Raw genomic sequence first — 22,957 nt, 5'->3', positions numbered from 1 at the left:
CCTCGGCTTATCCTACGGCACCCTTCACAGGGTGCCTTTTTCTGACTATGAGCCGAGCTCCCTGCTTCGCCCGTTCGGCGATCCTGCATGAAAATTCCGAATCTCTTCTTAAGAAACTGCTCACAAAACGACTTTTAGCACTAAAAGGACCATCCTGATGTACGAGATTGACAAAGAGGCCCTTGCACGAGCCATCCACGACAACGTCGCCGCAGCACTTCTGGAGGACATCGGCAGTGGCGATATCACTAGCCACCTGATTCCCGAGAACATTCACGCCGAAGCCACTGTCACGACAAGGGAACGTGCCGTAATGTGTGGTAGCCGATGGGTCGATGAGGTTTTCCGAGAAATTGACCAAGGCGTGAAGATCGAGTGGGTGGCTTCGGACGGAGACATGGTCGAAGCCAATACCCCGTTGTGTCACCTGTCAGGTTCAGCCCGCTCCCTCTTGAGCGGTGAGCGTAGCGCTCTCAACTTCCTGCAGCTGCTGATGGGGATCGCTACGCGTTGTCATGCCTATTCAACCCTGGTCGGCAATACACACGCCAAGCTCCTGGATACTCGCAAGACGTTGCCCGGTCTACGCCTGGCGCAGAAGTATGCTGTAACCTGTGGTGGCTGCCATTCCCACCGGACAGGTCTCTATGACGGTTTCCTCATCAAGGAAAACCATATCATGTCCTGCGGTGGTATCAGCGAAGCCATAACAGCGGCAAGGCAGACGGGACTGGAGGCTCCTATCGAGATCGAAGTTGAAAACCTTTCCGAGCTGAAACAAGCTCTCGCAGCCAAAGCCGATATTATCATGCTGGACAATTTCACCCTTGATGACATGTATTCAGCCGTCCAGTTGAACAATGGCAGCGCTGTACTGGAAGCGTCGGGCGGTATTACTGAAAATACGCTGGCCGATATCGCTCAGACGGGAGTCGATTACATTTCCCTAGGCACCCTCACAAAGGATGTCAAGGCAGCGGATCTCTCGATGCGGCTATCGCTATAGTGATTTCTCCTTGAGAGACCGCTTCGAGTGACGCGTCAGCTACGTCCAACACGTCTCTTGCTTCGGGTCCGCCAGACGCATTGCTGTTCTGTACGGGGTGTCGGCGAATCCTTTGGCACCAGATCGACGCAAAACGCCATGGCGCAACGCCATGGCGGAAAAATGTGCTACGAGCGCTGGAGGCTCAGGACAGGCTATCGAGCGCCAGCAGATAGCCTCGACTACCCAGGCCAGCGATCACGCCATCAGCGCGCCGCGAGACGTAGGAGTGGTGGCGGAACGTTTCGCGCTTGTGGATATTCGACAGATGCACTTCGATGACCCGCCCCTCGTAGGCATTGAGGGCATCAAGGATCGCTACCGAGGTATGCGTGTAGGCCGCCGGGTTGATGACAATCAGGTCGGTGCCATCGGTTCGCGCGGCATGGATAGCATCGATCAGCTCACCCTCATGGTTGCTCTGGCGACAGGTGATATCCCAGCCATTGATCGCAGCCTTTTCATAGAGCCGGTTATTGATGTCGTCGAGCGTCTCGTGGCCATAGATCTCCGGCTGGCGACTACCCAGCAGGTTGAGGTTGGGGCCATGCAGCACCAGGATTCTGTGCGCGCTCATGCGTTCTTCTCCTGCAACCGGTTCATATCATGATCGCATAGTGGCAAGGGCATAACCAAGATTGGCCGATGCGCCCGCTTGCCGAAACCTTGTAGAAGAAAGGTCAACGTCGCCACGACTACGGAAAAGAACAGCTGATTGCTCTTCAGCTCCGCTCACTTCTCGGCACGCCCGAAGGACGACGACACGCTGAAGTTGGTCGAATTGAGACGCTGGACCATCTGGCGTAACTCGCGGCGCTCACGCTTCGAAGCCAGCCGCCGGGTATCCCAGGTAGCCGGTGTCAGCGAGCAGTAGCGATCGTTGTCCTGCAGGAGGAACTCGCGTTCGGCACCTACCGGCATGTCCTCGGGGCCGTAGATGCCGATCAGACGCACCATCAGGCTCTTGAACTCGAGATCGCCCTTGGGCCGGTGGCCCTCCATCTCGATACCCTCGTCGCGCGCCATGCGCCGGATCAGGTCGTCAAAGGTGCCGATGTGCAGGAAATCCCCCGACCCCAGCGGCCCCTGGCGGGTGTTTTCCTTCACAGGGGAGTTGTTGAGCAGCTGGCGCCGCTCCTCTTCCTTGTCATCAAGCTCGTCACCCTCGCTGTATTGCTGCTCGAAATCGGTGACATCCATGGTGATCGTGCCCTGGTTGGTCTTTAGTTCGGCGATGATGTACTCGATGAAGATCGACTCGGCGCTCATGTTGCTGATGATGCACAGCGCGTTGATGTCCTTCTTCTTACCGCGGTTGATGATCAGCCGCGGCCGGCGCTGGCGCCGGAACCCCCAGTAGAGCAGCTGAGCATAGACCAGCCAGATGCACAGCGTGCCCACATTGGTGAAGACGGTGAGAACATCGTTGTGTTGCGAGATCCAGTGGAACATAACGCTCCTTGTCGTGAACAACTGGCCTTGTCATGTAAACCGGGTGAAACCGGGAAGTCGGCCAGACCCTAACGGGTCGCCCATTCTCTCTTCGTTATCATGAAGCAAGCCTAGACGGAAAAAGCCCCGATCTCCTGCCGGAGAGCGGGGCCGGGCCATCGCCTGATGCTTCGACGCTAATCGTTCGCCTCGGGTTCGAGCCACTGTCGCCAGAGCGACTTCACCGCCTCGCGATGGTCGTGGAACTCGGCCTCCGCCACCGGGCCCTCCGCCTTGGCCAGCGCCCGACGGTGATTGGTGTCGCGATAGGCGAGATAGGCCTCGCGCAACCGGCGGGCGTCTTCGGGTTCGAGTCTCCTGGTCTCCTCGAGCGTCTCGAGCAGGCGCATGTTGTCGCTCCATTCGAGCAGCGCCGGCTCGTCATGGCTCATCGCCAGTACCGCGTACTGGCAGAGGAACTCGATGTCGATCATCCCGCCGGCGTCTTGCTTGAGATCGAAGCGGCCGGCCTCGCGGTCGCTGGCGCTGCTGCCCAGGTGCTCGCGCATCTTGTGGCGCATCCTGACCACCTCCTCGCGCAGCGCCCCGAGATCGCGGCGACGGCCCAGCACCTCGCCGCGGATCGCCGCGAACCGCTCGGCCAGGTCCTCGCTGCCGGCGACCACCCGGGCACGAACCAGCGCCTGATGTTCCCAGGTCCAGGCCTCGTGGTGCTGATACTCGGCGAAGGCATCGAGCCCGGTGACCAGGAGCCCCGAGTTGCCCGACGGGCGCAGGCGCATGTCGACCTCATAGAGCGCCCCAGACGGCGTGATGGCGGTCAGCAAGTGGATGATGCGCTGACCCAGCCGGGTGAAGAACACCGCATTGTCGATCGAACGCTTGCCGTCGGTGCTGCCCTGCAGGGCACCGTCGTGGATGAACACCAGGTCGAGATCCGAGCCGTAGCCCAGCTCGATACCGCCCAGCTTGCCGTAGCCGACGATCAGAAATTCCGGGACATGCCGATCGACCCGTGACCCGTCGCGGCGCTGCGGACGGCCGTGCTTGCGGATCAGATGCCGCCAGGCCATCGCCAGCACCCGCTCGAGCACCACCTCGGCGATGAAGGTGAGATAGTCGCTGACCTTCATCAGCGTGCGCGCACCGGCGATGTCGGACGCCGCGACATGGAGCACCTGGGCATGCTTGAAGACGCGCAGCGCCTCGAGCTGGGCTTCCTCGTCGTCCTCGGGGATCCGCGCCAGGGCCTGACGCAGCTCGTCGGCGAGCCGCGTCTTGTCGGCCGGCGAATAGAGCGTCGCCGGGGTCAGCAGTTCATCGAGCAACACCGGATGGCGGGCGAGTTGCTCGGCGATCCACGGGCTGGCGCCGCACAGGCGCATCAGGTGTGCCAAGGCGTCGGGATTCTCGCGCAGCAGCGCCAGGTAGGCGGTCCGCCGCAGCACCGCCTCGATCAGCGGCAGCACCCGAGTGAGTGCCGTGGCCGGATAGTCACTGCCGGCAGCAGCATCGAACAGCATCGGCATCAGCGCATCGAGGCGCTCGAAGCCGACCCGCTGCATGCTCTGCACGGCGCGCGAATAGCGCAGCGTCTCGATGCGCCGCAGGGCGGTATCGACATCGTCGAAGCCGCCGCTCTCAAGCAACACTCGGGCCTCGTCATCGGCCAGCTCGCCGCGCCACAGGGCGCGCCATTCGTCAAGGGGTATACGTTCCTCCTTGCCGGCCTCGCCCGCTTCGACCGGAGTATCGGCATCCTCCTCGGGGTCGGCGATCACGGCGTTGAAGTGCCCACGGATACGCTCGCGCACCTCGGCGAGATCCGCCATCAGCGCCGGCCAGTCCTCGAAGCAGCGCTCGCCCTGGCTCATGCCCAGCGCGACCCGCTCACGGGCCTGGTCGTCGTCGGGCAACGACTGGGTCTGGCGGTCGTCGAGCGCCTGCAGGACGTGCTCGAGATCGCGCAGGAAGACGTAATCGGGCACGAGCTCGTCGACCACCTCCCAGGGTAGCAGCTCGAGTTCGGGCAACTGCGCCAATGCCTGCTTCAGGGAGGTGACCTGCAATTCGGTATCGCGTCCACCGCGAATCAGCTGGAAGGCCTGGACCACGAACTCGACCTCGCGGATCCCGCCCGGGCCGAGCTTGATGTTCTCGGCCATGCCCTTGCGCCGCACCTCGCGATTGATCAACGACTTCATCTCGCGCAGCGACTCGATGGCGCCGAAGTCCAGGTACTTGCGATAGACGAACGGCCGCAGGCTTTCCAGCAGCGCGCGGCCGGCTTCGCGATCGCCGGCCACCGGCCGCGCCTTGAGCATGGCATAGCGCTCCCACTCGCGACCCTGGTCCTGATAGTAGCTGGCCAGCATGGCGAAGCTGCCCACCAGGGGGCCACCGTCACCGAGCGGGCGCAGGCGCATGTCGACGCGAAACACGAAGCCCTCGACGGTAAGGGCATCGAGCGCGGCGATCAGCTTCTGCCCCAGACGGGTGAAGTACTCCTGATGGTCGTATTCGCGTCTGCCGCCCTGAGTGATGCCCTTCTCGGGGAAGGCGAAGATCAGGTCGATATCCGAGGAGAGGTTGAGCTCGCCGGCGCCCAGCTTGCCCATGCCCAGCACCACCAACCGCTGGGGCGTGCCGTCGGCGCGGGGGGCCGGACTCCCCCAGCGCGGCGCGAAGTGTGCTTCCAGCCAGCCCAGCGCCCCCTCCAGGCAACACTCGGCGAGCTGCGAGACGCTCGCCGCGGTCTGCCACATGTCATACCCGGCAGGGCGCACCAGATCGCGCCAGACGATCCCCAGCATGCGCGCGTTGCGAAACCGCCTCAAGGCGGCGTGCATCTGCTCTTCATTCTCGACGCCTTCCAGGACATCACCGAGCAGCCCGTCGAGCGTCGCGCGATCGGGCGCGGCGTCGAGCTCGTTCTCGGCATCGAGCAGCAGCAACCAGTTCGGATGACGTGCCAGCACGTCGGTGACGAAATCGGAAACCGCCAGCACCCGCGCCAGCGCGATTCGGCGCGCCTCGGTCAGCGCGTTCCAGCCCTCGCTGGGCGGCTCCGCGCCTTGCCGCTCGGCCTGACGGTCGGCCTCGCCGAGCGCCTCACGCAGGCGCTGCTCGGCCTGGCGCAGCCGCGCCTGGAGCGGCGAGGGGATGTCCGTCATCGGCAGAAAGGAGTCGGGCAGCGCCATGGCGAGGATTCCGTGCTGTGAATGGTCGTGCCCCCAGCATAACCAACGCGCCCGGGACACTGAACCGCCGCACGCGCATAAAAAACGGCGGCCCGATCGCTCGGGCCGCCGCGGGTGTGGCCGGAAAGACCGGCCGATTACAGCAGCATGCGACGAATGTCGGTGAGCACCTGACCCAGATACGCGGTAAAGCGTGCCGCATCCGCGCCGTTGACCGCACGGTGGTCGTAGGACAGCGACAACGGCATCATCAGCCGCGGCTGGAAGGTCTGGCCATCCCACACTGGCTTCATCTGCGACTTGGAGACCCCGAGGATCGCCACTTCCGGCGCGTTGACGATCGGCGTGAACGCCGTGCCGCCGATCGAGCCCAGGCTGGAGATGGTGAAGCAGCCACCGGTCATCTCCTCGCGCTTGAGCTTCTTCGACTGCGCCTTCTTGGCCAGCTCCACGGACTCCTTGGCCAGCTCGATCAGCGACTTCTGATCGGCGTTGCGGATCACCGGCACCATCAGGCCGTCCGGGGTGTCCACGGCGATGCCGATGTGCACGTACTTCTTGTGCACCACCGTCTCGCCGTCGCTCTTCAGGCTGACGTTGAACTGCGGGTACTGACGCAGCGCCAGCGCACAGGCCTTGATCAGGAACGGCAGCGGCGTGAGCTTGGCGCCCTGGGCCTCGGCCTCGGCCTTCATCGACTTGCGGAAAGCCTCCAGCTCGGTGATGTCGGCCTCGTCGAACTGGGTGACGTGCGGCAGGTTGACCCAGCTGCGATGCAGGTTGGTGGCGCCCATCTTCATCAGGCGGCCCATCGGCTTCTCTTCGACCTCGCCGAACTGGCTGAAATCCTGATCGGGAATCGGCGGGATGCCCGAGCCACCGGCGGCCGGGGCGGCACTCGCGGGCGCGCCACCTGCCGGCTTCTGGCTCATCACCTGCTTGACGTAGGCGTGCACGTCTTCCTTGAGCACGCGCTCCTTGGGCCCGCTGGGCTTGACCTGCGCCAGGTCGACGCCCAGCTCGCGGGCCAGCATGCGCACCGCCGGGCCGGCGTGGACCAGCTTGCCGTCGCGCGGCGTCTCGCTGGCCATCTGCGCCTCGGGGCTCGGCGAACCGGCCGGCGATGCCGAAGGCTTCTCGGCCTGAGCCGCCGGCTTGCTGTCGCCCTTGGGCGCTTCGGCCTTCTTCGGCTTGGGCTTGGCGCCGGCCACTTCCACATAGCCGATCAGGTCGCCCTCGGAGACGGTGTCACCCACCTTGACGCTGACCTCGACCAACGTGCCCTTGAAGGGACTGGGCACGTCCATCGAGGCCTTGTCGGACTCCAGGGTGATCAGCGGGTCTTCCTCGTCGATCTCGTCGCCGGCCGATACCGCGACCTCGATGATCTCGACGTTCTCGCTGCCGCCGATGTCGGGAACGCGAATCTCCTTGCGCTGACCCTTTCCTGCTTCCTCTGGGCCCTCGCTCTCCTCGACCTCGCCGCTCTCGGGCTCGTCGGGTTCGGCGATCTCGCTGACGGCTTCGCCGCCGGCAGCCTGTTCGGGCTCGGCCTCGTCGCCGCCCTCGCCTTCGATCTCCATGGTGCCGATCAGGTCACCCTCGGAGACCGTGTCGCCCTCCTTGATCGCCAGCGAGACCAGCTTGCCGGTGTAGGGGCTGGGCACGTCCATCGAGGCCTTGTCGGACTCCAGGGTGATCAGTGCGTCCTCGGCATTGACCTCGTCGCCCTCGGCGACGGCCACCTCGATGATCTCGACGTCCTCGCTGCCGCCGATGTCGGGGACCTTGACCTCCACCGTGCGCTTGCCGCCGCCCGAGGACTTCTTCGCCGCCTGACCGCTGTCCTTCTTGTCGGCCTTCTCGGCCGGTTTGTCCTCGGCCTTGGGGGCTTCCTCGGCGGGCGCCTCGTCCTGATCGGCGTCGCCGCCGCCCTCGGCTTCCAGCTCGAGGATGTCGTCGCCCTCGGAGACGGTATCGCCCTCCTTGACCAGAATCTTGACGACCTTGCCGCCCTTGGGCGCCGGGACGTCCATGCTGGCCTTGTCGGACTCCAGAGTGATCATGGTGTCCTCGGGTTCGATGACATCACCCTCGGACACCGCCACCTCGATGATCTCGACGTCTTCGCTACCGCCGATATCGGGAACTTTGATGATTTCGCTACTCAAGGTCGCGCTCCTTCCAATTCATGCTCGGCGCAGGCGGGCCACGTGTGTCTCAGCGTAGCCCGTCTGGCGTCGGGTCAGCAGATCACCGCTCTCAAGAGACCAGCGGATTGGGCTTGTTCGGATCGATGCCGTACTTCTTGATGGCATCGGCGACGACCTTGCGGTCGATCTCGCCGCGATCGGCCAGCGCCTTGAGGGCGATCACGGTCACGAAGTGACGGTCGACCTCGAAGAAATGACGCAGCTTCTCGCGGGTGTCCGAACGACCGAACCCGTCGGTGCCGAGCACGTGGTAGTCGGTGGGCACCCAGGCGCGCACCTGATCGGCGAACAGCTTCATGTAATCGGTGGAGGCGATGGCCGGGCCCTTGCGCCCTTCCAGACAGGCCGTGATGTGCGGCTTGGCCGGCTCCTGCTCGGGCTTGAGGAACGCCTGGCGATCCAGCTCGAGTGCCTCGCGACGCAGCTCGTTGAAGCTCGGCACGCTCCAGATGTCGGAGCCGACGCCGTAGTCCTCCTTGAGGATCTCGGCGGCCGCCTCGACCTCGCGCAGAATGGTGCCGGAGCCCAGCAGCTGGACGTGGCCCTTGCCCTTCTTGCCCGACACTTCGCGCAGCAGATACATGCCCTTGATGATGTCGCCCTCGACACCTTCGGGCATCTCCGGATGCGCGTAGTTCTCGTTCATCACGGTCAGGTAGTAGAAGCAGTTCTCCTTGTCCTGATACATCCGCTTCAGACCGTCCTGGATGATCACCGCCAGCTCGTAGGAGTAGGTCGGGTCATAGCTGCGGCAGTTGGGGATGGTCGAGGCCTGGATGTGGCTGTGACCGTCCTGGTGCTGCAGGCCTTCGCCGTTGAGCGGCGTGCGACCGGCGGTGCCGCCGACCAGGAAGCCGCGCGCCTGCATGTCGCCGGCCAGCCACGCCAGGTCACCGATGCGCTGGAAGCCGAACATCGAGTAGTAGATGTAGAACGGCAGCAGCGGCATGTGGTGGTTGGAGTAGGAGGTCGCCGCGGCGATCCACGCCGACATGGCGCCCGCCTCGGTGATGCCCTCCTCGAGGATCTGCCCGGCCTTGTCCTCGCGGTAGTACATGATCTGGCCGGAATCCATGGGCTCGTACTTCTGGCCCTCGGAGGTGTAGATGCCGAGCTGGCGGAACATGCCCTCCATACCGAAGGTCCGCGCCTCGTCGGGCACGATCGGCACCACCTGCTTGCCGAAGGCCTTGTTCTTGACCAGGCCGTTGAGCACGCGCACGAACGCCATGGTGGTAGAGACTTCGCGGTCGCCGGAGCCGGAGATCTGGCTGGCGAACATCTTATCGTCGAGCCCGGGGATCTCGATGCCCTCGAAGTCGTGCTTGCGCGCCGGCAGGTAGCCGCCAAGCTGCTCGCGACGCATGTGCAGGTACTTCATCTCCGGGCTGTCGTCGGCCGGTTTGAAGTAGGGCATGTCGCCGCTGTCGAGTTGTTCGTCGGTGACCGGAATGGCGAAGCGGTCGCGGAATTTCTTGAGCGCCTCGGTATCCATCGACTTGATCTGGTGGGCTTCCATGTCGGCTTCGCCGCTGCCGCCGCCCATGCCGTAGCCCTTGACGGTGTGCGCCAGGATCACCGTGGGCTTGCCGTTGGCGTTGCTGACCGCCTCCTGATAGGCCGCATAGACCTTGTAGGGGTCATGGCCGCCGCGGTTGAGCTTCCAGATGTCCTCGTCGGACATGTTCTCGACCATCTTGGCGGTTTCGGGGTACTTGCCGAAGAAGTGCTCACGCGTGTAGCCGCCACCGTTGGCCTTGCAGTTCTGGTACTCGCCGTCGACGGTCTCGTCCATCAGCTTCTGCAGCACGCCCTTGGAGTCCTGCTCGAACAGCGGATCCCAGAAGCGGCCCCAGACGACCTTGAGGACGTTCCAGCCGGCGCCGCGGAACACGCCCTCCAGCTCGTCCATGATCCGCGAGTTGCCGCGCACCGGACCGTCGAGGCGCTGCAGGTTGCAGTTGACCACGAAGATCAGGTTGTCGAGCTTCTCGCGACTGGCCAGGTGTAGCGCGCCCAGCGATCGCGGTGATCGGACCCAGGCCCATCGATACGGTGGGGAACTGCCAGTAGTCCGGCATCAGCCAGGGGTGCGGGTAGGAGGACAGGCCGTTGCCGTCGACTTCCTGGCGAAAGTTGTCCATCTGCTCTTCGGTCAGCCGCCCCTCGAGGAAGGAGCGCGCGTAGATGCCCGGAGAGACGTGGCCCTGGATATAGAGCAGATCGCCCTTGAAGTCACCGCTGGGGGCGCGGAAGAAGTGGTTGAAGCCAACCTCGTAGAGGGTCGCGCTCGACATGTAGCTGGCCAGGTGGCCGCCCAGTCCCTTGTGCTTCTTGTTGGCACGAATGACCTGGGCGGCCATGTTCCAGCGGATTAGCGAGCGGATCTTGCGCTCCATGAACAGATCGCCGGGCATGCGCGCCTCGCGGTGCACCGGGATCGTGTTGCGATGGGGGGTGTTGACCGAGAAGGGCACCTGTCGGCCGTCGCGACGAAACCGGTCGGCCAGCCGGCTCATCAGGTACTGGGCGCGCTCCTCGCCCTCTCGATCCAGGACCGATTCCAGGGATTCAATCCATTCCGTGGTTTCGGTCGGATCGATATCTTCTCTTGCCTCCAGACTCATAGACGTCTCTCCGAATGAAGATAGGGTGTCAGTCTGCCCCCCACATCGGCGGCGGGGCATGTGGCGCTCTTCAGTGCGGGCCGACCTTCTTGTGGGTCGTCTTTCCGTAAAATTCGCGGTTGTAACCGTTTTACAGACCATGATGCGAAGGTTACAAATTCCGGCCACGAAGATACCGCAATCCCCGTCCCCTGCCAATTATGTGGAACATGGAAATCCATTCCACATCTCACATTGCACTGCAATATTAGGCGCTTGCGAGCGCCTCCCAGGGGCCTGCTGGTTGTAGCCTAGCTACAAAACGGCACTTGCGCGGCGAGACATTGACGAAAGTAGGCCCAGTCGAATGCCGGGCCGGGATCGTTCTTGCGCAGCGGGGCAATTCGCGCATGACTGGTGATGCGCGTCTCGGCAAGGCGCGGATAGCGCGCCATGAGTGTGCGCACGACGCGCGCCAGGCAGCGGTACTGGGCCTCGCGATAGGGATGGATCTCGTCGCCCTCGAGCTCGATGCCGACGCTGAAGTCGTTGAGTTCGCGGCGTTCGCGCTCGCCGTCGAACCAGCGCGAACGCCCGGCGTGCCAGGCACGCTCGTCGAAGGACGCGAACTGGACCGCCTCGCCATCGCGCCGGATCAGCAGGTGCGCGGAAACGCGCAGCCCCTCGAGCTGGCGGTAGAACGGATGCGCCTGCGTATCGAGCCGATTGGTGAACAGCGCCTCGATGGCGTCGCCGCCGAATTCGCCCGGCGGCAGACTGATCGAATGCAGCACCAGCGCCGAGACCTCGCCCTCGGGTCGGGCATTGACGTTGGGCGAAGGCACCCGGCGCACTGCATCCAGCCAGCCATTGTCGACCTGCATTGCGTTCTCCCCTGCCGAATCGGCGCGCCATTCCCTATAATGTCGGCATTGTCGCATACCGGAGAGCCAGTCAAGCCATGCGTTATTACGAGGCCCTCGCCGAGGAGATCCGAACCAGCACCGCGCGCCTGCTCGCCGAGGATGTCGGCCCCGGCGATATCACCGCACAGTTGATCCCCGAGCGCCAATGGGCAAAGGCGCGGGTGATCACCCGCGAGAACGCCGTGCTTTGCGGCGTGGCGTGGGTCGACGAACTGTTCCGCCGACTCGACCATCGCGTGCTGATCGACTGGAAGGCGGCCGACGGCGATCGGCTCGAGGCCGGCCAGGTGATCGTTGAGCTCGAGGGTCCGGCACGCAGCCTGATGAGCGGCGAGCGTGCCGCACTCAACCTGCTGCAGACGCTCTCGGGCACCGCGACGCGCGCCCGTTACTACGCCGACCGCGTCGCCGATACCGGCGTGCGCCTGCTCGACACCCGCAAGACCCTGCCCGGCCTGCGCCTGGCGCAGAAGTACGCAGTGACCTGCGGTGGCTGTCACAACCACCGCATCGGCCTCTACGATGCCTTCCTGATCAAGGAGAACCACATTGCCGCCTGCGGCGGAATCGCCGCGGCGGTGCGCGAGGCGCGCAATATCGCCCGCGACCTGCCGGTGGAGGTCGAGGTGGAGAACCTCGACGAGCTGGAGCAGGCTCTCGCGGCCGAGGCCGACGTGGTGATGCTCGACAACTTCTCGCTCGAGGACTTGCGCGAGGCCGTGGCGCGTAACGCCGGCAAGGCGACCCTGGAAGCCTCCGGCAACGTCAGCGACACCACTCTCGAGGCGATCGCCGCCACCGGCGTCGACTGCATCTCGATCGGCGCGCTGACCAAGGACGTCAAGGCGATCGACCTGTCGATGCGCGTCGATCAGGTCGAGACCCGCTGAGGGCGGCCGAAGGGACCGCCTCCTCACCGTCACATCAGCGGCTTCTCCAGGCGTATTCGCGCCAGCGGCTCGCCCTGGCGCTCCACCCACTCCTCGCCGAGCCGCTGCCAACCGCGCCGCTCCAGGCCGTCGGCGAGCACCAGACTGGCCTCGATGCGTATTCGCGAGGCACCCCGCTCGCGCAATTGCGCCTCGGCAAGCTCGAGCAGACGCCCACCGATACCACGACGCGCCAGCGACGGCCAGACATAGAGCGTCTCGATGCGCGCCTCGATGACATCAAGCTCGGTGAAGCCCACGCAACGTCCGTCACATTCGGCAATCAACGTCTCGTAGAGTGTCTGACGGGCGACCCAGGCGGAGGCCTCGCGTGGCAGCGCGCTGGCCCAGGCCTCGCGCTGGGCCAAGGTATAGCGCCCCGCCGCGCCCTGCATCACCGCATGATGAAAGACTTCGGCCTGATCCGCTGCATCCCGCGGCAGCGCCTCGCGATAGCGAATCCGTTCACGCATCCCCGCTTTCCTTGTTCATCGACATCGTTCATTCGTATTCGGCATCGCATCATGACATGGCGACCGACAGCAGCCCAGCCCGCGTGCCGGCCGGGCGGGCCCATGCCGGTACACCGGCCCTCATGCGGCATGATCCTCGCCGAATGCCTCGAACCGGGGAAAGCGCTCGGCGATGCCACTGCCGGTCATGTCGGTTGCACGCCCCTGGGCAGCGGTGAACAGGCGAATCGCCAGGAAGTCGGGCGCGGGGCCCATGTCGAACCAGTGGCGGGTGCCTGCCGGCACCGAGACCAGATCGCCGGCGCTGCAGCCGACCACGTAGACCCGGGCGTCCAGATGCAGGTAGAAGATGCCCCCACCCTGCACGAAGAAACGCGCCTCGTCCTCGTCATGGCGATACTCGTCGAGGTAGCGGGCACGCAGTGCCGGCGAGTCGGGATCATCGGGAGTGGCGGCGATCACATCGGCGACCGTGAAGCCGTCTTCCTGCTGGAGTCGCGCCACTTCGTCGACATAATCGGCCAGCACCGCCTCCGGATCGGTCGTCGCGGTGACCGGTTCACGCAGCGCCCAGCGCTCGAAACGCACCCCGTGAGCGGCCAGTTCGCTGGCGATACGCTCGCCATCGCGGCTGACCAGTAGCGGCTGCTCACCATCCGCCTCGTGATAGACCCGCAGAAAACTCATAGCATCTCCCTCCTTGGTTCCGATTCGTCGTCGACCATAAGAGCCCACACCGCCCTTCGGCACGGACAGGCGTCCTTGTCCTGTGCCTCAGTGTAGAGAGGTTACACGTCAGTGGTAGGGGCGACTCGCCGCTCCCCCCACTCAGCGTGCATAATGCGACCATGTCCGAGCCCGACCCAACTCTTGACGCCCCCTACGCGCTGCAGCCCATCGGGCGCATCGCCAGCGACTACCCCGACAAGTTCGGCATCCCCCGTCAGCCCGGCCTCGCCACCGAGGCATGTGCCGTGCTGCACCTGCTGCCGCCCTATGACGATCCACTTACGGTACGCGGGCTCGAGCGCGTCAGCCACCTGTGGCTGACCTTCGTCTTCCACCGCAGCCCCGAACGCTGGACGCCGCTGGTTCGCCCACCGCGGCTCGGCGGCAACGCCAAGCTCGGGGTATTCGCCACACGCAGCACCCACCGTCCCAACCGGCTGGGCCTGTCGCTGGTCGAACTCGCCGGGATCGAGACCCACGGCGGCGGCGTACGCCTGCTGCTGCGCGGCCACGACCTGGTCGACGGCACCCCGGTGCTCGACATCAAGCCCTACCTGCCCTGGGCAGAAGCGCGCCCCGAGGCCGACGCCGGTTTCGCCCCGGCGCCCCCGCCGCAGCGCCCGGTACGCTTCACCGCAAGTGCGGAAGCGAGCCTCGCCGCGCGCGACGACGGCGACTCGCTGCGCCGGCTGATCATCCAGGTGCTCGCCCAGGACCCGCGCCCCGCCTATCGCCGGGGCGCAGAAACCCGGATCTACGGTGTGGCGCTGCGCGATATCGACGTGCGTTTCCGCGCTCTGACCGGCCTCGAGGACGAAGTACTGCTGGAAGTCGTCGAGATTGTGACGTCAGGAGTGGGAAAGATATGGTGACGCCCTCAGGAAGAAGGCGTCGGAAAGTTTACTGTCGATGATTATCAACACGGGCCTTGCCAGGCCGGCTTAATCGATTTGCATAACTGATTCATGTCGCGAGCGACGATAGGCGGGGGCGCCCAGCCTGGCCGCCGCCGGCGCACAGCCACCGGAATGTAGCCTGCTACATGAGGATGGCGACGGTCCGACGCTTCGGCACCGCCGGCGGCCAGGATATCGAGCGCAGCAATGAATCAGTGCGTTATCTCAGTCGAAGGCGATGCCCAACCGACGCCCCACTTCCTCGTAGGCCTCGATCACCCCGCCCAGACCCTGGCGGAAACGATCCTTGTCCATCTTCTCGAGCGTCTGGGCGTCCCACAGGCGACAGCCGTCCGGCGAGAACTCGTCACCCAGCACGATCTCGCCCTTGAACAGGCCGAATTCGAGCTTGTAGTCGACCAGCAGCATGCCGCCGTCGAGGAACAGTTGCTTGAGCACGTCATTGACCTGAAAGGTCAGCGCCTTCATGCGCGCGAGCTGTTCCGGCGTCGCCCAGCCGAAGGTCACCGCCAGTGACTCGTTGATCATCGGATCGTGCTGGGCATCGTTCTTGAGGAACAGTTCGAAGGTCGGCGGATCGAGCTCCATGCCCTCCTCCACGCCGAGACGGCGCACCAGGCTACCGGCGGCACGGTTGCGCACTACGCACTCGACGGGAATCATGTCGAGCTTTTTGACCACGCATTCGGTATCCGAGACCAGACCGTCGAAATGGGTAGGGATACCCGCGTCGGCGAGCTTGCCCATGATGAAGGCATTGAACTTGTTGTTGACCATGCCCTTGCGCGCCAGCGACTCCATGCGTTCGCCGTCAAAGGCGCTGGTGTCGTCGCGAAAATGCAGGATCAAACGGTCGGGGTCGTCGGTACGGTAGACCGATTTGGCCTTGCCGGCGTAGAGCACGTCGCGTTTTTCCATGGGAGCCATCTCCGAAGTCGAGCCTGGGGCAAGATCGGCATCTTGCCCGAAAAGTTAGCCAAGGGCGGCCGCCGCCGACAGCAGCGGACCAGCCGTCACGCCACCGCCTGCCAGTCGAAGCCCCGGTCCTGCGCCGCCACCACCAGCCGCGACGCATCGCCGTCGAGCAGCGGCATCAGCGCCTCGCGGGCCAGCTCGGGGCGGTTGTTGTGTTCCGAGAGGTGCGAACAGACGATCGACTGCAGACGGTCGAGCCCCATTCGCCGCAGCAAGGCGTTGGCCTGGGCGTTCGCCAGATGCCCCCAGTTGCCGCCGACCCGTCGCTTGAGTCGCGGCGGATAAGGGCCCTCGGCGAGCATCCGCGGATCGTGGTTGCACTCCACCACCAGGGCATCACAGCCTTGAAAGCGCCCGACTACGTGCTCGGTGGGGTGCCCCAGATCGGTGAGCACACCGAGTGAGCGTTCCCAGGCATGAAAGCGGAACTGTACCGGCTCACGAGCGTCGTGGGGGACTGTCACCGGGTCGATTTCCAGCCCGGCGATAGCGAAGCGTGCCTGGGGCGTGATCAGGGTGCGCCGCGGCACCTCGCCGAGCCGCCGCGACAGCAGGGTGCCGGCGGTCAGGTAGACCGGCAGCCCGTGCCGCCGCGCCAGCGGCCCGACCCCGGCAATATGGTCGCCGTGCTCGTGGGTCACCAGTACCGCCGCCAGCTGCCTAGGATGCAGGCCGAGCCGCGCCAGGCGCCGCTCGGTCTCGCGCAAGCCGAAGCCGCAATCGACCAGCACGTGGGTCTCGCCGTCGCTGACCAGCGTGGCGTTGCCCTTGCTGCCGCTGCCCAGCGAGGCGAAGCGCAGGGCGCGTGAATCCGACGGCGCGGCCTCGGCGTTCATCAGCGCAGCGTGGCAGCCAGCGCATCGAGCACCTCGCGCGCCTCGCCGTCTTCCAGTGCCCGGTCGTCGCCGGCAGCCACGGTGACCCGGGTCTGGTCGTTCGCCGCGGGCGCCACGCTCAACCGGTAGCGACGCGGCTGATCGCTGCCGAACCAGTCGAACCAGCCACCCTCGCTGTCCCGGGGCTTGTAGTCGATCAGGAACTCGCCGGCACTGCGATTCTGGTCGACCAGTTCGCGGCCGTCGCCGGCGAAGTTGTTCTCGAGCTGGTAGTGCAGCTCCGACCAGGCGCGCTGCATGTCCAGCGCCAGCAGCAGCTGCCAACGGCCGTCCTGGTGCTGCAGGCGAACGCGCTGCTCCTGAGAGAGCTTTTGGGCGGCGAGCGACACGCCCTGTGCCTGGGCACCGCTACTGTCGAGATACCCACGCAGCGCCGCCAGGCACTGGCCATCCGTCGCCGCCGGGCCGCTGCAGCGGACTTCGCTGGTGTTGTTGCGCAACCCCTGGCGAATGCGGAAATCCGCCTGGCTGGTGGCGATGCGTCCACGGGAGGCATCCAACTGGGTCGCCTGCAGGCCACGACTCTCGACGAAACTCTGCAGCTGCGGCCAGACACTGCCCGGGGCCGCATTGACCAGCAGCCAGCGATCGCTGCCGGCCTCGCGCAATTCGACGTAGGGCGCGTCCTCGCTCTCGCCGCCGGCCAGCGGCTGTGGCCGTGGCGCCTCGAAATCATGCTCGGCGGCAAAGTCATTGCTCACCGATGGCACCGGCATGGCATCCTGGTAGTCGCTCTTGCGACGCGAGTCCGGGAGCTCGAGCGGCTCGCTCATCTGCGCGCTGCGATATTCGTCGTTGCGATCGTAGTAGTAGCCGTCACGGCCGCATCCGCTGACGACCAGCCCCACGGCGACGACCAGCGGGATCCATTTGAAAACGGGTTTCATGCATCTACCTTCTTGTGCGTGGGCCGTGGCTCAGTCCTCGAGGACACCGGCGAGCTGCAGGGCTTCACCCACGGTGGAATGGTACTTCTCGGAAAGCCAGGTCAGCGGCAGACGAATGCCCTGCTCGGCATAGCCCATGCGATTGAGCGACCACTTGACCGGAATCGGATTGGCCTCGACGCCCAGCGCGGTGTGCAACGGCATCAGCCGGGTATTGATCTGGTGAGCGCGCTCGGTATCGCCGGACACCGCCGCCTCGCAGAGTTCGTGCATGGCGTGCGGTGCGACGTTGGCGGTCACCGAGATGTCGCCGTGGCCACCCATCAGCATGAAGTCGCAGGCGGTGGGATCGTCGCCGGAATACAGCGCGAAGCCGGTCCCCTTGAGGCGCTCGATCAACTCCTCGGCACGCTCCAGGTTGCCGGTGGCATCCTTGAGGCCGACGATGTTGTCCAGCTCGGCGAGGCGGAAGACCGTCTCGTTGTAGAGATCCGAGCAGGTGCGCCCCGGCACGTTGTAGAGGATCACCGGCAGCTCGCCGCCCTCGGCGACGGCCTTGAAGTGCTGGTAAAGCCCTTCCTGAGTGGGCTTGTTGTAGTAGGGGCAGACCGAGAGGCAGTAGTCGGCACCCACCTCCTTGGCATAGCGGGCGAGCTCGACGGCTTCCGAGGTGGCGTTGGCGCCGGTCCCGGCGATCACCGGAATCCGCCCGTGCACCTCCTCGACGACGGTACGAATGACGTCGAAGTGCTCGGCGAACGACATGGTGGTGGGCTCGCCGGTGGTGCCGGCGGCGACGATGGCGTCGGTGCCATTGTCGAGATGGAAGCTCACCAGGCGACGCAGCGCCTCCCAATCGATCTCACCGGACGCTTTCATGGGGGTCGCCAGCGCGACGATGCTGCCTGTGATCATCCTGCGGTGCTCTCCTGTCAGTCGCCCGTCCGGTCATGCTCGACCGGGCCAGCGAAAACCATCGTTATCGATATCCGGGCCAGGGGACAAATGGTACTCAGGCGGCCAGACCCTGTACAGGTGCGAAGACGTGCCGGACGCCACGCGCTTTACACTCGGGCGCGGCTTGCGTGTAATGCCCGACACCCCATTCCCCCAGCGAGGAACTTTCCATGAGCGTCAGCCCCGGTCAGCCGGTCCCCGACTTCACCGCCCAGGCCACCAGCGACACTACCGTGACGCTGTCCGCGCTGCGCGGCAAGCAGGTGGTGATCTACTTCTACCCCAAGGACAGCACCCCCGGCTGCACCACCGAGGGCGGCGACTTTCGCGACAACAAGGCGGCCTTCGATGCGGCCAACACGGTGATCCTCGGCGTCTCCCGCGATGGCCTGCGCGCCCATGAGAACTTCAAGGCCAAGCAAGGCTTCAACTTCGAGCTGATCTCCGACAAGGATGAATCGCTGTGTCGGCTGTTTGACGTCATCAAGCTCAAGAAGTTGTACGGCAAGGAGCACCTGGGCATCGAACGCAGCACCTTCCTGATCGACGCCAACGGCAAGCTGGCCCGCGAATGGCGCAAGGTCAAGGTAAAGGGCCACGTCGCCGAGGTGCTCGAAGCGGCCCGGGAGCTCGACGCTCAGTCCTGAAGATCGATCTGGTGCAATGGCTGGTCCCGCTTCGCCACGCTGCGGGGCCAGGCCCGCACCAGTGCCTTGAGCAGCGTGGCCAGCGGGATCGCGAAGAACACGCCCCAGAAGCCCCAGATGCCGCCGAAGAACAGCACGGCGAGGATGATCGACACCGGATGCAGGTTAACCGCCTCGGAGAACAGCACTGGCACCAGCACGTTGCCATCCAGCGCCTGAAGCACGCCGTAGGCCACCACCACGTAGACGAACTGCTCGCCCAGGCCGAAGTGGAAGCCGGCCACTGCGGCCACCGGGATCGTCGCCACCGCCGCACCGATGTAGGGCACCAGCACCGACAGCCCGACGACCAGCCCCAGCAGCGCCGAATAGGGCAGTCCGAACCACCAGAAGGTGGCAAAGGCCGCGCCGCCGACGATGGCGATCTCGATCGCCTTGCCGCGCACGTAGTTGGCGATCTGATCGTCCATCTCGTACCAGATGCGGGTCATCAGGGTGCGTTTCTGCGGCAATAGCGACAGCGTGAAGCGGGTCAGCGCCTCGCGGTCCTTGAGCAGGAAGAATACCAGGATGGGCACCAGCACCAGATAGATGATCAGCCCCAGCAGGTTGCCCAGCGAGGCCAGCGAGAAGGTCAGCGCGCGCTGACCGAACTGTGTCGCCTCGCGCCCCGCGGTGGCGATCCAGCCGTTGATCTGTTCGGGGGTGATCACCGTCGGGTAGCGTGCCTGCATGTCGTCGAGCAAGCCCTGGACGCTGGCGAACATGCGCGGCGTCTCCTGGACCAGATCGACCAGCTGATTCCAGACCAGCGGCATGACGATCAGCGCCAGCGCCAGCACCGCGCCGAGGAACACCAGGAACACCAGCAACACCGACAATAGCCGCGGCAGGCCGTGTCGCTCGAGCCAGGCGACCACGCCCTGCAGCAGGAAGGCCAGGATCAGCGCAGTGAAGAATGGCGCGAGCATCTTGCCCAGCCAGATCACCGCGGCAAAACCGAGGATCAGCACCAGCAGCAGGACGACCGCTTCCTCGTCGGAGAAGTAGCGCTCGAACCAGGTCTTGAAGACCTCCTTCATGGTCATGCTTCGCTACCGCCCTTGCGAATCCAATAGTGGTACTCGCCACCGCGCTCCTCACGCTCGACGAGTTGATGGACGCCCTGCGCGGCGAACGACTCGAAATCACGCCACGACCCGGGATCGGTAGCAGCGACGTGCAGGGTCTGCCCGGTACCCAGGCGCGACAGCGCCTGCTTGGCCTTCAGCAGAGGCAGCGGACAAGACAGGCCACGCGCGTCCAGCTCATCATTCGGTTGCAGGCCCATGCGCCCTCCCGGGACAATGATCGAAAAAACCGCCTCGATTTAAAGGCACTTTGCCCCCCGAATCAATGTCGGACAGGGGACGCTCGACGATGACGAGGAACGCCATGCTGCGGGTAGTGACGACAACACTGGTCTCGGGGCTGCTGGCCTTCATGCCGCTGACGACGCCGGCCCAGGCGCTCGACGACGGTGGCCTGCCTTCACTGGGCAGCACCGCCGGCGGTATCTCCGCCGGCGAGGAGTTCCGCATGGGGCGCGCCTGGCTGCGCCAGTTCCGCGCCCAGACCCAGACCTGGCAGGACCCGATCGCCCGTCACTACGTCGAATCGCTGATCTCGCGCCTGCTGCCCTACAGCCACGTCGGCGACCTGAACTGGACGGTGACGCTGGTCGACAGCCGCCTGCTCAATGCTTTTGCCGTTCCCGGCGGGGTGATCGGCGTCAACGAAGGGCTGTTCGCCTTCGCTCCCAGCGAGGACGCCTTCGCCTCGGTGCTTGCACACGAACTCGGCCACCTCGCCCAGAATCACTATGCGCGGCGCATGGAACGCGTCGAGGAGACCCAACTGCCCACCATGGCGGCGATGCTCGCCGGCATGGTGCTTGCAGCCGGCGGCGCCGGCAACGCCGGTGTGGCGGCGATGTTCGGCACACAGGCGGCCTTCATTCAGGACCAACTGGCCTACTCGCGACGCTTCGAACAGGAAGCCGACCGCGTGGGGCTGCAGGCGATGACCGACGCCGGCTTCGACCCGCAGGCGATGCCGGCGATGTTTCGCGCCATGCAGCGCCTGACCAGCCTGCAGGGCGGCAACCCGCCGGAGTTTCTGCTCACCCACCCGGTCACCCAGTCACGCATCAGCGATACCCAGGCTCGCGCCGATCAGTTGGCCTCGCCGAAGTCGCCCGACGACGGCACGGCCTACGCGATGATCCGCGCCCGCGCGTTGCTCGACCAGAACGCCGACGATCCGGCCCAGGCGATGACCCAGCTACGTCAGGACGACGCCCCGCCGACCGCAATGCGCTACCTCGAGGCACTCACCGATGCCAGCCGCAACCGCACCGATGCCGCCCTAAGCGCGCTCGACCGCCTTGCCGACCAGCAACCCGACCTCACCCTGATCCCGGCCAGCGCCGCCGAGATCGCCCTCGATGCCGGCCGCCGCGATGACGCCCTCGCGCGCGCCGAACGCATCCTGCGCCTGATGCCCGACTATTATCCGGCGCAACTGATCCGCGTCCGGATCCTGCTGCAGCGCGCCCCCGAGCAGGCTTTCCAGGAGCTGCGCGACATGAGCCGCGACCATGCCGAGGACCCGCAGGTCTTTGACCTGCTCGCCGAGGCTGCGGGGCACAGCGACCACAAGACCTGGGGGCTGCTGGCCCGCGCCGAGGAACTGCAGCTCACCGGCCACATCGACCGTGCCATCCGGCAGCTCGACGTCGCCGAGGACAACGCCAAGCAGGAAGGCGACTTCGGCATGGCCAGCCGCATCCAGGAACGTCGCAAGGCATATCTGGGGTACAGGGAAACACTGCAGCAGTTCTAGCTGCGGGCTGCGGGCTGCGGGCTGCGGGCTGCGGGCTGCGGGCTGCGGCAACAATCAAACAGCCAAGAGCCGGCGTCGCAATCACGCCGGCTCGTGGCTCGTGGCTCGTGGCTCGTGGCTCGTGGCTCGTGGCTCGTGGCTCGTGGCTCGTGGCTCGTGGCTCGTGGCTCGTGGCTCGTGGCTCAGCCTAGCGCTTGAAGTTGAGCATCCGCTCCAGCGGCTTGAGGGCCTGCTCGCGCAGCGCGGCGTCGACGAACACTTCGCCACTGGTCTGGCGCAGCGAGTCGGCCAGATTGTCCAAGGCGTTCATCGCCATCCACGGGCAATGCGCGCAACTCTTGCAGGTCGCGCCGTTACCGGCGGTAGGCGCCTCGAACAGCGTCTTGTCAGGCACCGCCTGCTGCATCTTGAAGAAGATGCCGCGGTCGGTGGCAACGATCAGGCGCTGCTGGGGCAGTTCGCGGGCGGCGTTGATCAGCTGCGAGGTGGAGCCCACCACGTCGGCGATCTCGACCACCGAGGCCGGCGACTCGGGGTGCACCAGCACCGCGGCGTCCGGGTACAGCGCCTTGAGGTCGGTGATGCCCTTGGCCTTGAACTCGTCGTGGACGATGCAGGCGCCGTCCCACAAGAGCATGTCGGCGCCGGTCTTGTCGCGGATGTAACCGCCGAGGTGCTTGTCCGGAGCCCAGAGAATCTTCTCGCCGCGTGCATGAAGGTGCTCGATCACGTCCACCGCGATCGACGAGGTCACCACCCAGTCGGCACGCGCCTTCACCGCCGCCGACGTGTTGGCATAGACCACCACGGTACGGTCGGGGTGCTGATCGCAGAAAGCGCTGAACGCGTCCGCCGGGCAGCCGATGTCCAGCGAGCAGGTCGCCTCGAGCGTGGGCATCAGCACGCGCTTCTCGGGCGAGAGGATCTTGGCCGTCTCGCCCATGAAGCGCACCCCGGCGACGACCAGGGTCGAGGCCGGATGGCGGGCGCCGAAGCGCGCCATCTCCAACGAATCGGCCACGCAGCCGCCGGTCTCCTCGGCGAGCTGCTGGATGGCGTCATCGGTATAGTAGTGGGCGACCAGCACCGCATCGCGCTGCTCGAGCAGGTGCTTGATCTCGTCGATGCGCGCCTCGTCCTCGGCGGCGATCCGCGTCGGGCAATAGGTACGCGTTAAATGCTCTCGGACGAGAGCGCGGGAAGTCATGGTTGTCATCGTGTC

19 protein-coding genes and 1 pseudogene are annotated in these 22,957 nt (G+C 65.3%); 5 read left to right on the top strand and 15 right to left on the bottom strand.

Going from position 1 to position 22,957, the window contains the following annotated elements:
* Positions 1 to 157 precede the first annotated feature (157 nt).
* Positions 158 to 1,006 (top strand): carboxylating nicotinate-nucleotide diphosphorylase, encoded by an 849-nt coding sequence (nadC, locus tag D0901_RS03895; RefSeq protein WP_129138981.1) that lies wholly within the window; start codon positions 158 to 160, stop codon positions 1,004 to 1,006.
* A gap of 184 nt (positions 1,007 to 1,190) precedes the next feature.
* On the opposite strand, the gene aroQ is transcribed toward nadC (D0901_RS03895), so the two are convergent.
* The 6 genes and pseudogenes from aroQ to ampD all read right to left on the bottom strand — a co-directional run bounded on the left by aroQ (position 1,191) and on the right by ampD (position 11,400).
* Positions 1,191 to 1,622 carry a type II 3-dehydroquinate dehydratase gene (gene aroQ / locus D0901_RS03890; protein WP_129138980.1) on the bottom strand — a complete coding sequence of 144 codons (432 nt, stop codon included), beginning with the start codon at positions 1,620 to 1,622 and terminating at the stop codon, positions 1,191 to 1,193.
* 155 nt (positions 1,623 to 1,777) lie between these two features.
* A complete protein-coding gene (locus D0901_RS03885) occupies positions 1,778 to 2,497 on the bottom strand; it encodes a hypothetical protein (RefSeq protein WP_129138979.1) in 720 nt (239 codons plus the stop codon).
* A gap of 176 nt (positions 2,498 to 2,673) precedes the next feature.
* The gene (glnE, locus tag D0901_RS03880; RefSeq protein ID WP_129138978.1) at positions 2,674 to 5,697 is read right to left on the bottom strand and encodes a bifunctional [glutamate--ammonia ligase]-adenylyl-L-tyrosine phosphorylase/[glutamate--ammonia-ligase] adenylyltransferase; all 3,024 of its coding nucleotides are present in this window, start codon (positions 5,695 to 5,697) and stop codon (positions 2,674 to 2,676) included.
* A 137-nt stretch (positions 5,698 to 5,834) separates the two neighbouring features.
* Positions 5,835 to 7,868 (bottom strand): dihydrolipoyllysine-residue acetyltransferase, encoded by a 2,034-nt coding sequence (gene aceF, locus D0901_RS03875; RefSeq protein WP_129138977.1) that lies wholly within the window; start codon positions 7,866 to 7,868, stop codon positions 5,835 to 5,837.
* Positions 7,869 to 7,959: 91 nt separating this feature from the next.
* Positions 7,960 to 10,537: pseudogene (gene aceE / locus D0901_RS03870) on the bottom strand (pyruvate dehydrogenase (acetyl-transferring), homodimeric type).
* Between the two features lie 290 nt (positions 10,538 to 10,827).
* A complete protein-coding gene (gene ampD / locus D0901_RS03865) occupies positions 10,828 to 11,400 on the bottom strand; it encodes a 1,6-anhydro-N-acetylmuramyl-L-alanine amidase AmpD (RefSeq protein WP_129138976.1) in 573 nt (190 codons plus the stop codon).
* Between the two features lie 77 nt (positions 11,401 to 11,477).
* On the opposite strand from ampD, the gene nadC (D0901_RS03860) reads away from it, so the two are divergent.
* Entirely contained in the window at positions 11,478 to 12,332 is an 855-nt protein-coding gene (nadC, locus tag D0901_RS03860; protein WP_129138975.1) for a carboxylating nicotinate-nucleotide diphosphorylase, read from the top strand.
* Between the two features lie 29 nt (positions 12,333 to 12,361).
* On the opposite strand, the gene D0901_RS03855 is transcribed toward nadC (D0901_RS03860), so the two are convergent.
* Positions 12,362 to 12,844 (bottom strand): GNAT family N-acetyltransferase, encoded by a 483-nt coding sequence (locus D0901_RS03855; protein ID WP_129138974.1) that lies wholly within the window; start codon positions 12,842 to 12,844, stop codon positions 12,362 to 12,364.
* A gap of 120 nt (positions 12,845 to 12,964) precedes the next feature.
* The gene (locus tag D0901_RS03850) at positions 12,965 to 13,531 is read right to left on the bottom strand and encodes a 1,2-dihydroxy-3-keto-5-methylthiopentene dioxygenase (protein WP_129138973.1); all 567 of its coding nucleotides are present in this window, start codon (positions 13,529 to 13,531) and stop codon (positions 12,965 to 12,967) included.
* 161 nt (positions 13,532 to 13,692) lie between these two features.
* Between D0901_RS03850 and tsaA the strand changes: the two genes are divergently transcribed.
* A complete protein-coding gene (gene tsaA, locus D0901_RS03845) occupies positions 13,693 to 14,445 on the top strand; it encodes a tRNA (N6-threonylcarbamoyladenosine(37)-N6)-methyltransferase TrmO (protein ID WP_129138972.1) in 753 nt (250 codons plus the stop codon).
* Between the two features lie 249 nt (positions 14,446 to 14,694).
* On the opposite strand, the gene purC is transcribed toward tsaA, so the two are convergent.
* From purC to dapA, 4 genes are all read right to left on the bottom strand, one after another.
* Entirely contained in the window at positions 14,695 to 15,408 is a 714-nt protein-coding gene (purC, locus tag D0901_RS03840; RefSeq protein WP_129138971.1) for a phosphoribosylaminoimidazolesuccinocarboxamide synthase, read from the bottom strand.
* Positions 15,409 to 15,503: 95 nt separating this feature from the next.
* Complete coding sequence (locus tag D0901_RS03835) at positions 15,504 to 16,301, bottom strand: MBL fold metallo-hydrolase (protein WP_129138970.1); 798 nt, start codon at positions 16,299 to 16,301, stop codon at positions 15,504 to 15,506.
* Entirely contained in the window at positions 16,301 to 17,248 is a 948-nt protein-coding gene (locus D0901_RS03830) for an outer membrane protein assembly factor BamC (RefSeq protein ID WP_129138969.1), read from the bottom strand. The genes D0901_RS03835 and D0901_RS03830 overlap by 1 nt, the downstream gene beginning before the upstream one ends.
* 30 nt (positions 17,249 to 17,278) lie before the next feature.
* Positions 17,279 to 18,163, bottom strand: coding sequence for a 4-hydroxy-tetrahydrodipicolinate synthase (dapA, locus tag D0901_RS03825; RefSeq protein ID WP_129138968.1), 885 nt, complete (start codon positions 18,161 to 18,163; stop codon positions 17,279 to 17,281).
* Between the two features lie 212 nt (positions 18,164 to 18,375).
* Here dapA and D0901_RS03820 point away from each other — a divergent pair, with 212 nt between their 5' ends.
* Entirely contained in the window at positions 18,376 to 18,852 is a 477-nt protein-coding gene (locus D0901_RS03820; RefSeq protein WP_129138967.1) for a peroxiredoxin, read from the top strand.
* Here D0901_RS03820 and D0901_RS03815 read toward each other — a convergent pair.
* Together D0901_RS03815 and D0901_RS03810 are read right to left on the bottom strand one after the other, a co-directional pair.
* Entirely contained in the window at positions 18,843 to 19,940 is a 1,098-nt protein-coding gene (locus D0901_RS03815) for an AI-2E family transporter (RefSeq protein WP_129138966.1), read from the bottom strand. The two genes, D0901_RS03820 and D0901_RS03815, sit on opposite strands and share 10 nt — an antisense overlap.
* On the bottom strand, positions 19,937 to 20,182 hold the full coding sequence (locus tag D0901_RS03810) for a sulfurtransferase TusA family protein (RefSeq protein WP_129138965.1): 246 nt from the start codon (positions 20,180 to 20,182) through the stop codon (positions 19,937 to 19,939). The genes D0901_RS03815 and D0901_RS03810 overlap by 4 nt, the downstream gene beginning before the upstream one ends.
* Positions 20,183 to 20,271: 89 nt before the next feature.
* Between D0901_RS03810 and D0901_RS03805 the strand changes: the two genes are divergently transcribed.
* A complete protein-coding gene (locus D0901_RS03805) occupies positions 20,272 to 21,735 on the top strand; it encodes a M48 family metalloprotease (protein ID WP_233440348.1) in 1,464 nt (487 codons plus the stop codon).
* A gap of 187 nt (positions 21,736 to 21,922) precedes the next feature.
* Here the strand turns inward: D0901_RS03805 and nadA are convergent, their stop codons facing one another.
* Complete coding sequence (nadA, locus tag D0901_RS03800) at positions 21,923 to 22,951, bottom strand: quinolinate synthase NadA (protein ID WP_129138964.1); 1,029 nt, start codon at positions 22,949 to 22,951, stop codon at positions 21,923 to 21,925.
* Between the last annotated feature and the right edge of the window lie 6 nt (positions 22,952 to 22,957).

Origin of the sequence: Modicisalibacter coralii, assembly GCF_004117855.1 — a bacterium.
Classification (GTDB): Bacteria; Pseudomonadota; Gammaproteobacteria; order Pseudomonadales; family Halomonadaceae; genus Modicisalibacter; species Modicisalibacter coralii.
The sequence above is the reverse complement of the archived record's forward strand: the minus strand, read 5'-3'. Positions and strand labels throughout refer to the sequence as shown.

What these genes read in the sequence shown, in the direction of transcription:
- nadC (WP_129138981.1), top strand. Translation starts at nt 158, where the DNA reads ATGTACGAGATTGACAAAGAGGCCCTTGCACGAGCCATCCACGACAAC.
- aroQ (WP_129138980.1), bottom strand. Translation starts at nt 1,622, where the DNA reads ATGAGCGCGCACAGAATCCTGGTGCTGCATGGCCCCAACCTCAACCTG.
- D0901_RS03885 (WP_129138979.1), bottom strand. Translation starts at nt 2,497, where the DNA reads ATGTTCCACTGGATCTCGCAACACAACGATGTTCTCACCGTCTTCACC.
- glnE (WP_129138978.1), bottom strand. Translation starts at nt 5,697, where the DNA reads ATGGCGCTGCCCGACTCCTTTCTGCCGATGACGGACATCCCCTCGCCG.
- ampD (WP_129138976.1), bottom strand. Translation starts at nt 11,400, where the DNA reads ATGCAGGTCGACAATGGCTGGCTGGATGCAGTGCGCCGGGTGCCTTCG.
- nadC (WP_129138975.1), top strand. Translation starts at nt 11,478, where the DNA reads ATGCGTTATTACGAGGCCCTCGCCGAGGAGATCCGAACCAGCACCGCG.
- D0901_RS03855 (WP_129138974.1), bottom strand. Translation starts at nt 12,844, where the DNA reads ATGCGTGAACGGATTCGCTATCGCGAGGCGCTGCCGCGGGATGCAGCG.
- D0901_RS03850 (WP_129138973.1), bottom strand. Translation starts at nt 13,531, where the DNA reads ATGAGTTTTCTGCGGGTCTATCACGAGGCGGATGGTGAGCAGCCGCTA.
- tsaA (WP_129138972.1), top strand. Translation starts at nt 13,693, where the DNA reads ATGTCCGAGCCCGACCCAACTCTTGACGCCCCCTACGCGCTGCAGCCC.
- purC (WP_129138971.1), bottom strand. Translation starts at nt 15,408, where the DNA reads ATGGAAAAACGCGACGTGCTCTACGCCGGCAAGGCCAAATCGGTCTAC.
- D0901_RS03835 (WP_129138970.1), bottom strand. Translation starts at nt 16,301, where the DNA reads ATGAACGCCGAGGCCGCGCCGTCGGATTCACGCGCCCTGCGCTTCGCC.
- D0901_RS03830 (WP_129138969.1), bottom strand. Translation starts at nt 17,248, where the DNA reads ATGAAACCCGTTTTCAAATGGATCCCGCTGGTCGTCGCCGTGGGGCTG.
- dapA (WP_129138968.1), bottom strand. Translation starts at nt 18,163, where the DNA reads ATGATCACAGGCAGCATCGTCGCGCTGGCGACCCCCATGAAAGCGTCC.
- D0901_RS03820 (WP_129138967.1), top strand. Translation starts at nt 18,376, where the DNA reads ATGAGCGTCAGCCCCGGTCAGCCGGTCCCCGACTTCACCGCCCAGGCC.
- D0901_RS03815 (WP_129138966.1), bottom strand. Translation starts at nt 19,940, where the DNA reads ATGACCATGAAGGAGGTCTTCAAGACCTGGTTCGAGCGCTACTTCTCC.
- D0901_RS03810 (WP_129138965.1), bottom strand. Translation starts at nt 20,182, where the DNA reads ATGGGCCTGCAACCGAATGATGAGCTGGACGCGCGTGGCCTGTCTTGT.
- D0901_RS03805 (WP_233440348.1), top strand. Translation starts at nt 20,272, where the DNA reads ATGACGAGGAACGCCATGCTGCGGGTAGTGACGACAACACTGGTCTCG.
- nadA (WP_129138964.1), bottom strand. Translation starts at nt 22,951, where the DNA reads ATGACAACCATGACTTCCCGCGCTCTCGTCCGAGAGCATTTAACGCGT.